General features: G+C 45.0%; 11 protein-coding genes. 4 read left to right on the top strand and 7 right to left on the bottom strand.

The window, feature by feature from the left end; translation table 11 throughout:
• Positions 1-166: 166 nt before the first annotated feature.
• On the top strand, positions 167-1,033 hold the full coding sequence (hslO, locus tag RFK25_RS10955; protein WP_013730589.1) for an Hsp33 family molecular chaperone HslO: 867 nt from the start codon (positions 167-169) through the stop codon (positions 1,031-1,033).
• Positions 1,026-2,030 (top strand): tRNA dihydrouridine synthase DusB, encoded by a 1,005-nt coding sequence (gene dusB, locus RFK25_RS10950; RefSeq protein ID WP_012775355.1) that lies wholly within the window; start codon positions 1,026-1,028, stop codon positions 2,028-2,030. Before hslO ends, dusB begins: the two co-directional genes overlap by 8 nt.
• Positions 2,031-2,232: 202 nt before the next feature.
• Here the strand turns inward: dusB and RFK25_RS10945 are convergent, their stop codons facing one another.
• The 7 genes from RFK25_RS10945 to RFK25_RS10915 form a co-directional block, all read right to left on the bottom strand.
• Complete coding sequence (locus RFK25_RS10945; RefSeq protein ID WP_332413453.1) at positions 2,233-3,006, bottom strand: NUDIX domain-containing protein; 774 nt, start codon at positions 3,004-3,006, stop codon at positions 2,233-2,235.
• Entirely contained in the window at positions 2,999-3,814 is an 816-nt protein-coding gene (gene pnuC, locus RFK25_RS10940) for a nicotinamide riboside transporter PnuC (RefSeq protein WP_332413452.1), read from the bottom strand. The genes RFK25_RS10945 and pnuC overlap by 8 nt, the downstream gene beginning before the upstream one ends.
• A gap of 9 nt (positions 3,815-3,823) precedes the next feature.
• The gene (locus RFK25_RS10935; protein ID WP_332413451.1) at positions 3,824-4,861 is read right to left on the bottom strand and encodes an AAA family ATPase; all 1,038 of its coding nucleotides are present in this window, start codon (positions 4,859-4,861) and stop codon (positions 3,824-3,826) included.
• A 121-nt stretch (positions 4,862-4,982) separates the two neighbouring features.
• A complete protein-coding gene (locus tag RFK25_RS10930; protein WP_332413450.1) occupies positions 4,983-5,198 on the bottom strand; it encodes a hypothetical protein in 216 nt (71 codons plus the stop codon).
• 99 nt (positions 5,199-5,297) lie between these two features.
• Positions 5,298-5,483, bottom strand: coding sequence for a hypothetical protein (locus RFK25_RS10925; protein WP_332413449.1), 186 nt, complete (start codon positions 5,481-5,483; stop codon positions 5,298-5,300).
• Positions 5,484-5,491: 8 nt separating this feature from the next.
• Positions 5,492-7,939: an ATP-dependent Clp protease ATP-binding subunit gene (locus tag RFK25_RS10920; protein WP_332413448.1), complete on the bottom strand. Its 2,448-nt coding sequence runs from the start codon at positions 7,937-7,939 to the stop codon at positions 5,492-5,494.
• Between the two features lie 3 nt (positions 7,940-7,942).
• Positions 7,943-8,401: a CtsR family transcriptional regulator gene (locus tag RFK25_RS10915; RefSeq protein ID WP_332413447.1), complete on the bottom strand. Its 459-nt coding sequence runs from the start codon at positions 8,399-8,401 to the stop codon at positions 7,943-7,945.
• A 280-nt stretch (positions 8,402-8,681) separates the two neighbouring features.
• Between RFK25_RS10915 and RFK25_RS10910 the strand changes: the two genes are divergently transcribed.
• Together RFK25_RS10910 and RFK25_RS10905 are read left to right on the top strand one after the other, a co-directional pair.
• Positions 8,682-9,020 (top strand): thioredoxin domain-containing protein, encoded by a 339-nt coding sequence (locus RFK25_RS10910; RefSeq protein ID WP_332413446.1) that lies wholly within the window; start codon positions 8,682-8,684, stop codon positions 9,018-9,020.
• Entirely contained in the window at positions 9,020-9,721 is a 702-nt protein-coding gene (locus tag RFK25_RS10905) for a GNAT family acetyltransferase (RefSeq protein ID WP_332413444.1), read from the top strand. Before RFK25_RS10910 ends, RFK25_RS10905 begins: the two co-directional genes overlap by 1 nt.
• Positions 9,722-9,927 lie beyond the last annotated feature (206 nt).

Here is a 9,927-nt window from a genome sequence, read left to right as displayed (position 1 = left end):
CCTCACAAGTCCTTTTTATTATATTATACTCCTAAATACGAAGAAAAGCCCTTAGAAAATAAATTCTAAGGACTTTGTCTTCAGTCTGAACTGGCTAGTCATAGCCAGTTTTTTCTTTCAGTCACTCCCTTTCCCCATTTTCCCCACTTGTGCTATAATAATCCTTATGGATAAAATTATTAAGACACTATCAAAGAGCGGGCATTTCCGTGCCTTCGTGCTGGACAGCACAGAAACAGTGAAAACAGCCCAAGAAAAACACGACACCATGGCTTCATCAACCGTTGCTTTGGGCCGCACCCTCATCGCCAATCAGATCTTGGCTGCCAATGAAAAAGGCGATACAAAGATCACCCTGAAAATCTTGGCCAGCGGTGCTGTTGGTGCTATCATCTCCGTTGCCAATACCAAAGGTCAGGTCAAGGGCTACATTCAAAATCCAGACCTGGACTACAAACGAACAGCGACTGGCGAAGTCATCGTTGGGCCGCTTGTGGGTAATGGCCAATTCCTGGTCATCACAGACTACGGAACAGGCCACCCCTACAATTCCATGACCCCATTGATTTCTGGTGAAATCGGTGAAGACTTTGCCTACTTCCTAACAGACAGCCAGCAAACACCATCTGCGGTGGGGCTCAATGTTTTATTGGATGAGGAAGATAAGGTCAAGGTAGCAGGCGGATTCTTGCTACAAGTTTTACCAGGTGCGACTGAGGCTGAAATTGCTCGTTTTGAGAAACGCATCCAAGAAATGCCTGCCATTTCGAGCTTGCTGGCTTCTGAAAACCACATAGAAGCTCTGCTATCGGCCATTTATGGCGACGACGACTTCAAACGCCTGTCAGAAGAAGAAATCGGCTTTGTCTGCGACTGCTCTAAGGACCGCTTCCTCGATGCTCTGGCCAGCCTGCCAAAGACGGACCTACAAGAGATGAAAGAGGAGGACAAGGGCGTGGACATCACCTGTCAATTCTGCCAGACCCATTACCACTTTGACGAAAACGATTTGGAGGAACTCATCAATGGCTAATCTCAATACCCCTTTCATGATTGGTGATGTGGAAATCCCCAATCGCTGCGTGCTGGCCCCAATGGCTGGCGTGACCAACTCGGCCTTCCGCACCATTGCCAAAGAAATGGGCGCTGGCCTGGTCGTTATGGAAATGATTTCTGAAAAAGGCCTTCTCTACAATAATGAGAAGACGCTCCATATGCTCCACATCGACGACAACGAATACCCTATGTCTATCCAGCTTTTTGGTGGCGACGCCGAAGGACTGAAACGGGCTGCCGACTTCATCCAGAAGAACACCAAGGCTAATATCGTAGATATCAACATGGGTTGCCCAGTCAACAAGGTCATCAAGAACGAGGCTGGTGCCAAGTGGCTCAAGGACCCCGACAAGATTTACCACATCATCAAGGAAGTGACCTCGGTCCTCGATATTCCCTTAACCGTTAAAATGCGGACGGGTTGGAACAATACCGACCTAGCGGTCGAAAACGCCCTAGCCGCAGAAAGTGGCGGTGTGGCTGCCCTGGCCATGCACGGACGGACCCGCGAACAGATGTACACAGGAACAGTTGACCTTGAGACCTTGACCAAGGTAGCTGGCAGCCTGACCAAGATTCCCTTCATCGCAAACGGCGACATCCGCAATGTAGAAGATGCCCGCCAGCGAATCGAGGAAGTCGGTGCTGATGCTGTCATGGTCGGACGGACTGCTATGGGAAATCCATACATCTTCAACCAAATCAACCACTATCTCGAAACAGGAGAAGTCCTGCCCGACCTCTCCTTTGACGACAAACTCAATGTCGCCTTCGACCACCTGACCCGATTGACCAATCTTAAGGGTGAGTCCATTGCCGTCCGCGAATTCCGTGGTCTTGCCCCTCACTACCTCCGTGGTTCAGCAGGTGCTGCCAAAATCCGTGGAGCCGTTGCCCGAGCAGAAACTATCGAGCAGGTCCAAGAACTCTTTGACCAGGCCAGGGAAGCTTATCAAGAACGGATTGCTAAATAATATAGTCATTTGAATTAACTTTGATACGTCGACACTTTCGGTTTGCCGTACTCTGCGGAAGTGACTTGCTTTGCAAATTATATCTCCAACCTAGCACAGCCACTAGGCTGTGCTAGCAACCTGCAACTCAGTCCCTGGTCTGAAAGCTCTTCATTCGACTATATCAAAACCTCCAGTTTGAGCTGGAGGTTTTTTTACCTTTTTATGAACTTTCTTTTAAGCGATAGGTCTTTCTGGGTTTGCGTTTGGGCAAACGTTCAACTCCAACTTCTTCCACAAAGTCGCCATACTTGGCTAGGAAATTATTATGGAGGATTGTTTTATCAGGGGAGATAAGATTGACCAAGTCTGTCGCAGCGTAGATGTTAAAGGGCTGCTGCAGGAGATTGAGAAAGGTTGGATTCCACTTCATCCGACCTTGAATCCGCTGGATAGAGGTCATGACAATCTCATAATGGTCAAAGGCAAAATCCTCTGCAGTTAAGAGCTGGCCCTCATAAGAGCACTGCGATGTCTTGAAATCCACATCAATAACAATGGGTTCTCTGCCATCAGGCCCGGGTTTTACCAAGTCCAGGGCTTGACTTGGTAAATAAACCAAGTGAGCAATAGTCATCATCCAGCCCCTAGGATCTCGCTCTGGATTTGTCACCGTCATCAATTGTTCAATATGATGGCGTGGTAAATCTAGCCCAGCTTCTTTTTTTATTTCTCGTTGGCAGGTCTGAAAGGCATCTTCTCCTCTGGCAATAAAGCCACCAACCAAGGACAATTTGTATTGACATGGATGGGTTGCTCGACGAATGAGCAAAAGCTTGATTTTACTATCTACAAAACTATAAACCACCATATCTACTGTCACACTTGGCTTTTCAAATCGTGGTAAATCTTGCTGTTGGTACCAGCATAAAAACTCTGCCTCCGTCCCGCATTTTTCGTAGTATTCCTTGTCTGATAGACCAGCAGACCTAGCCATTTTGAGCCACCTGCCCCTCTTTTATTGACTTAGACCACTGGTACCAACCGACCGCACTGTTCAAGGCATAAACCCAGTACATGGCTTGCATGTGAAGAGAAGTCCCCCACCAGAGATAGATAGAGAAGAGATTCGTCGCAATCCAGAAAATCCACTGTTCACGATAAAGATAGGTCATCAAAAATTGACCCGTCCAGTTGGTCCCGTCTGTGATGGAGTCACGGAATGGACGAGCTGAGCCAACAGATTGGTAAATCAAACCAAAACTTGCCCAAACCAGTAGAGTGAAGCCCAGCCATTTGACCCAGCCCTTCAAGTCCAACTTACGCGCCTCAAATACCATCTGCTCCTCTTCCGCCACTCCATTAACCCGGGCAGTCAACCAAACATAAAGTCCAACTGGCTGCATGACAATGAAAAAGATAGCTGTCATCACTTCTCCATAAAACATATTTTGATAGGAGAGGGCAAAGTAAATCACACTATTTAGAAAACCAAAAAAGTAGTTACTAGCACGACCCTCCGCCACCATAATCACGCAGACAATACCCGTCCAGGAGGTAAATAGTCCAACCCAGTCATGATTGGTAGCACCATTTGTAAATTCTAAGACAATCGGCACACTAGACAAGGCCAGTAAGTAGCACCATTGAAAGAGCGTCCGCCCTTGAAACAAGTCCGCTAAAATTGCCTGCAAGACCCCAAGTAGGCCCAGATTCCTTGCCCTATTTGCAATAGCAACTATATTTTCCGGTACCTGCTTCAAGGATGTCCAAAAACGGTCGATGAATTTGGTAAGTTGTTCCATAATATCCTCCTAATATTCCTGATAGATGCCATCGATCAACTGAATGGCCTTGGCATAGTTTTCTGCATAATTCCCACCGATAAAAGCCAACTGGGTTTGCGGATGGTTTTTGGCAACCAATTCCTTCAAATGCTCGGTAAAGGCATTACGAATTTCTATATCGGCCATGGTCATATCCCGAAAACCATCATCGACATAAGATCCCGTTGGTAATACAAAGATAATCAAATCCCATTTTTCATTCTTAACGGTATCGGCACAGAGAGAATGAAAAGAGCTAGATACCTCACCGATATAGTAATCATAATAAGCTTCTGTTACAGTCGCATTGGTGTCTGCGATGACCAATCCTCTATTGATTTCCGAATCAATCAAGTCCGAAGTTTGACGGTATTGGCCTGTCAACAGATAATTGTAATCCTTCCCTGTCAACTCATCATCTCGTACATTGTAGCGCTGTTGGTAATACCGGGCGTACTCCAGAGAAACGGGACATGAATAATAGCGCCCCAGGTCTCTCACTAAGGTAGTCTTTCCATTTGAGGCAGAGCCTACAACCAACACGTTTTTAGAAAAGTGACGGCGGAAAGGCTTAGCAATCGAATTCCAGTATTTTGCTGAATTTTCTCGAATCAAGGTTGCCGATATGCCGAAATTCCTCTCCGTAAAAGAAGCCAAATAGCCTCTAGACCGCAATTCCTCCGCATACTCTTTTTCGGATACATAAAAGACCAATTCTTCATCTTCCTTAGGAGCCACTAAGGCTTCAAGAGCTTCTAACCATGGTGTCCAACCTTCTGGATAGGGGGGCATGCCTGTTTCATCCAATTTATATACTGAAACTAACCCCTCATCATTGAAAGTCTCACGGATATAGCGAAAGCGTTTCTGCAATCCCAAACCAATCTGGTGTCCACGGTCCTGATCGTAACCCGATACAATGACTACTGCACGACCATTTTCCCGTTTTGCTCGTTGAATCAAGTCAATGTGCCCCTTGTGCATGGGGGCAAAAGTTCCAAAGATAACTGCTACTGTATTTTTCATAGTCCACCTTTATATTATTTTTTATATTTACATCATACTCTATTTCCATAGATAAGTCAATATCTATTTATATTTTTTTATAAAAAGGTTCAAAAACAAATAGAGAGTAGCTTACCACTCTCTATTTGCTCATCTGTTTTTCAAAGCGAAAGAATAATTCTGCATCTGGAAAGTCAGGCACATGCTCCATTGGATGGGCAGGATTGAAAAATTCCACAATCTGAAATCCACATTTATTGACATAAAAGTGAATATTGCGCACCTCGAAATGCGGTGTGTGTGTTTCCCAAACTTCCGTGTCTGGATAGGCTTGTTCAAGAGCCTGCCAGATTTTCAAGCCCAACCCTTTCCCTTATGGCTTCCATCAACAAACAATAAATCCAAGGAGTTGTGATTGGTTACTGGATCAATCTGGACAAGGACACCACCAACTAAATCATTCTGCCAATAAACCTGAAGGGCTTGGTTCTTTGGGAGCAAGTAGGCTTTCCAAAATTTTTTCCCGACTAACCACCTCTTCACCCTCAGGTATATCATCGATCAAGGCCTCACGAAAAGCCATTTGGTCGCGAACAATAAAGGTTTCCTTTTCTTCTTCCAAAAGCGGTCTTAGTTCTAGCATTTTTCCACCTATTTGACCACATCAAACTTGAGCTCTTCACCCTTGACCCCAACCTTCAAGGTCGAACCAGTAGTCAAGTCACCACGGAGCAACATCTCTGCCAACGGATCTTCCAACTGGGTCTGCAAGAGTCTACGAAGAGGACGAGCCCCCATTTCTGGGTCATAACCTTGTTTTGCCAATAACTTAAGGGCTGACGGTTGCAGTTTAAGAGTAAGTCCTTTCTCAGCTGTTACAGCCAACAAAGGTTTAATCATGACCTTGACAACATCCTGCATATGAGTTTCCGTTAGGCTATGGAAGACAACTTTCTCGTCAATACGGTTGATAAATTCTGGACGATAGGCTTTTTTCAATTCCTCAAAAATGCGTTTCTCCACTTCCTTGTGGTCCTTAGATAAATCAAGGGCACCAAAACCAACTGTCTTATCATCACGAAGGGCTGTTGCTCCAAGGTTTGACGTCATGATAATAATAGTATTTGAGAAATCAACCTTACGTCCCTTACTGTCCGTCAGAACACCATCATCCAAGACCTGCAAGAGAACATTGAAAATATCTGGATGAGCCTTTTCAACCTCATCAAAAAGAAGAACAGAATAAGGTTTGTTACGAACTTTTTCTGTCAATTCGCCACCTTCTTCATAGCCCACGTAGCCCGGAGGCGCTCCATTTAGACGGCTGGCTGCGAATTTCTCCATGTATTCAGACATGTCAAAACGAATCAGGGCTGACTCATCATCAAAGAGAACCTCTGCCAGCGCCTTAGCCAACTCTGTCTTACCGACACCCGTCGGTCCCAAGAACATGAATGAACCAATCGGTCTGCGCCCTGTCCGAATACCTGACTGATTACGACGGATAGCCCTACTGACTGCAGAAATAGCTTCTTCCTGCCCAATCACACGCTTGTGCAATTCTGCTTCCAGATTCAGATACTTCTTAGTATCTGATTGGCTAAGCTTGGCTACTGGGATACCTGACAAGCGGCTAAGGGTTTCTAAGATATCTTCTTCCGTCACTTCTACATCATAGATTTGACTAGCTTTGGTTGCTTCCTTAGCCTCAAGCAATAGCTTACTCACGGTTTTATATTTTTTAGCCATCAGTGCCTTATCAATACTTGTCAAACCAGTTTCTAAGACTTGGCCTTTTATACGATTTTGCACGGTTGCACTGGCTTCATCTAGCAAGTCGATTGCTGAATCTGGCAGGTTTTTACTGGTCAAATACCGCTTAGCGTAGGTTACAGCAGTCTCAACAGCTACATTTCCAATACGGACCCTATGGTATTTCTCAAAAGTCCCTTTTAGACCAGACAAAATGGCAATGCTATCTTCCACTGTCGGCTCTTCAATGGTCACTTTGGCAAAACGACGAACTAGGGCTGCGTCTTTCTCAATATGCTTTTGGTACTCTGTCTGAGTCGTTGCTCCGACTGTACGGAGGGTGCCACGAGCAAGAGCTGGTTTGAGGATATTGGCTGCATCCAAGGTCGAATCAATCCCCGAGCCAGAACCCATAATGGTATGCAACTCATCGATGAAGAGAATCACCTGACCATCTTCCTCGATGTCGTTGATGATATTATTCATCCGCTCTTCGAAATCACCACGGAAACGAGTGCCCGCAATCACATTCATCAAATCCAACTCTAATACCCGCATCTTAGCCAGGCTAACAGGCACATCGCCAGCAGCGACACGTTGGGCAAGCCCAAGAGCAAGAGCCGTTTTTCCGACACCCGCATCACCGACTAGGACAGGGTTGTTTTTCGTCTTGCGGGAAAGGATTTGAATCATCCGTGAAATTTCAGCATCACGGCCAATGACCGGTTCCATCTTTCCTTCTCGAGCTAGTGCAGTCAAATCACGAGTATAGTCTTCCAATCCTCCACTCTGTGGCTGAGGCATCCCCATCATCTGCCCCGCATTGGTTGGCTTGTTTTTTCCACCCTTCATGATACTGCGGATAGATTTCAAGTCTTCCTTTGTAAAGCCTGCACGTGTTTCCAAGGTTTTACGTAGATCTAAAAAACGAATCTTATCATCTGAGTCCTCAAAATGAAAACCGACTTTATCCAAAATCTGACTAGCAGTCGAACGCTTATCCAAAAGCATAGCCATAAATAAATGTTCCGTACCTAATTCCTTGGCTTTGACAACCTCTGCAATTTTCTTGGCCAAACTAGCTGTTTCATCCAAACGTTTAGAAGATGGCAAGATACGAAAACTCTCCAAGTCTTCACGATAGACCTTCTCCGTCACGACAAAGGTCGCATGCTCATACTCTGAAATAGAAGCAGGATATTCCGCCAAGACTGCTCCAGCAACCGTATCGTGATTGATGACAAAGGCCAGGAGAATATGCCAGGTTTCCAAATACTCACAAGCATAGCGTTGGGCGACCAACTGGGCATCCTCAAACACCCTTTGTAAACCAGTTGAAATCTTCATGAATTAATCCTCTTTCCTATCTAAACGTCGTAATATTTGACACATCATTCGAGCACGAATGCTTGATGCATCCTTACCCAATACCTCATCAGAACCAGTTGACAGAAAAAGATTTCCCTCTCTTTCTGTCATCAATCCTTCATCAAACAACAACTGCAGAATATCTGCATACACTGTCGCAGACAATTGCTCGCCCATATTGTTTAATAAATCATGGACCAGTTCATGCTTGTCTGAAAAGGTAATTCGACCAATACGGATATAACCACCACCACCCCGCTTGCTCTCGACAATATAGCCACGACTGGCTGTAAATCGTGTCTTGATGACATAATTTATCTGGCTGGGAACCACCTCAAACCGACTGGCTAATTCGCTCCGGCGCAATTCTGCCACGCTGACTTGCTCTAGGATGGCTTTGATATGCTCTTCGATATAATCTGATGTATTTTTCATCGCCATAGTATCGCCTCTTTCTTTGACTATCTTTGACCATTATACTATTTTTGTTCACATTTTGAAAGCGAAAGCCTCACTTCCACACAAACGTAGCTACTTTTTGAAATCTACTCTGCTTTATCCTATAATTAAAGAAAAAAGGAGAAAGGACTAGGGCTGCCGTATTTGGTTGAACTGAATACGGACTAGGGACTGAGCCAAAAAGATATACGAGAACTAGACGCTTGCGACGTTCTGTTCCCTATTTTTCTGTGTCCACTTAAGGCCCTTTACATCTTATACCATGAACTTTCAAGATTACATTCAAGACTTTACAAGTGTGACTGTGGAGCAGGCACAGAACCTTCTAGCTGCCAAAGAGGAGGCTGTTCTCTTCATCGGACGAGCAACCTGTCCTTACTGCAACCGCTTCGCACCAAAACTCCACAAGGTCGCCCAAGACAAGCAAGTGACCGTTCACTTCCTCGACTCTAGCCAAGTCAGCCCTGAACTTCAGGCCCTCCGCGATCACTACCAAGTTCCTACCGTACCTGGTCTCTTGGTCGCTAAACCTACTGGAGTCCAAGTCCGCTGCGACTCCAGCATGACGGCAGAAGAGATTGCGGCTTTTATTCAAGGCTAATGCTAGACATTTCCTACCAAGCCAACACCTTCCACATCTCTCATCACGGAAGACCAATCGGCAACATCCATACCTACAGCAACCCCTACCACCAAGCCAATATCTATCTGCGACTAGATTTGGTTGATTATGATTGCACCATAGCAGAGCAGCTCTTCCAGTCCCTACAGACTTCCTTAGAAGGTAAGCCTCTGCAGGTTATGCTATCTTCTGCTGAGCAGGAAAGAATCCATTTCCTCACCGCAGCAGGCCTTGTCTGCAAACGAAAATGTTACGAATTTGAAGTGACCAAGCAAGACTATCTCAGTCAAACAGGCACTTCCAACTTAAGCATAGTCCGCAAAGGCACCGCAACTTATCAAATAGCCTGTCAGCAAATTTTTGACTACTATCAAACAGTCCACCAAGACATCAATCCTTGGACTGCCAGTCAAGAAGAATTTGAAAAGAGCTTACCTGATCTGGTTTATACAGACTCAAAAAATTGTGCCTTCATAGATACCGATGAAATTGCCTACGTATGCGGAAAAGATGAACAAAGCTTTGGTTCCTTCATCCAAACGGTTATTTGCCAACTATTTGAACAATATGAACAAATTAGCTTTGAGGCTGATGACTGCGATCCTATCGCCATGCATTTAGCTGACCAATTCCGACAACCAAACAAACCCAGCTGGGATACTTATATTTTAGAAATCTAACAAAAAGCACCGACCACATGGCCGGTGCTTTTTAAGGAGATTATGAAAAATATTTAGGATTGATAATAGTATAACTCACTCGACCCGTTCAGACATCAGTCTTAAGACCGATTTTACAAAAACATACTAAGATTAGTAGTGAAGAAATCTCCGACGGGAGAGAGTACTCACTACTTTTTTCATTCTCAAGATGATAAAGTAGAGGT

This window comes from Streptococcus sp. SS-4456, from assembly GCF_036680365.1.
Taxonomy (GTDB): Bacteria; Bacillota; Bacilli; order Lactobacillales; family Streptococcaceae; genus Streptococcus.
The sequence above is the reverse complement of the archived record's forward strand: the minus strand, read 5'-3'. Positions and strand labels throughout refer to the sequence as shown.

What these genes read in the sequence shown, in the direction of transcription:
- hslO (WP_013730589.1), top strand. Translation starts at nt 167, where the DNA reads ATGGATAAAATTATTAAGACACTATCAAAGAGCGGGCATTTCCGTGCC.
- dusB (WP_012775355.1), top strand. Translation starts at nt 1,026, where the DNA reads ATGGCTAATCTCAATACCCCTTTCATGATTGGTGATGTGGAAATCCCC.
- RFK25_RS10945 (WP_332413453.1), bottom strand. Translation starts at nt 3,006, where the DNA reads ATGGCTAGGTCTGCTGGTCTATCAGACAAGGAATACTACGAAAAATGC.
- pnuC (WP_332413452.1), bottom strand. Translation starts at nt 3,814, where the DNA reads ATGGAACAACTTACCAAATTCATCGACCGTTTTTGGACATCCTTGAAG.
- RFK25_RS10935 (WP_332413451.1), bottom strand. Translation starts at nt 4,861, where the DNA reads ATGAAAAATACAGTAGCAGTTATCTTTGGAACTTTTGCCCCCATGCAC.
- RFK25_RS10925 (WP_332413449.1), bottom strand. Translation starts at nt 5,483, where the DNA reads ATGCTAGAACTAAGACCGCTTTTGGAAGAAGAAAAGGAAACCTTTATT.
- RFK25_RS10920 (WP_332413448.1), bottom strand. Translation starts at nt 7,939, where the DNA reads ATGAAGATTTCAACTGGTTTACAAAGGGTGTTTGAGGATGCCCAGTTG.
- RFK25_RS10915 (WP_332413447.1), bottom strand. Translation starts at nt 8,401, where the DNA reads ATGGCGATGAAAAATACATCAGATTATATCGAAGAGCATATCAAAGCC.
- RFK25_RS10910 (WP_332413446.1), top strand. Translation starts at nt 8,682, where the DNA reads ATGAACTTTCAAGATTACATTCAAGACTTTACAAGTGTGACTGTGGAG.
- RFK25_RS10905 (WP_332413444.1), top strand. Translation starts at nt 9,020, where the DNA reads ATGCTAGACATTTCCTACCAAGCCAACACCTTCCACATCTCTCATCAC.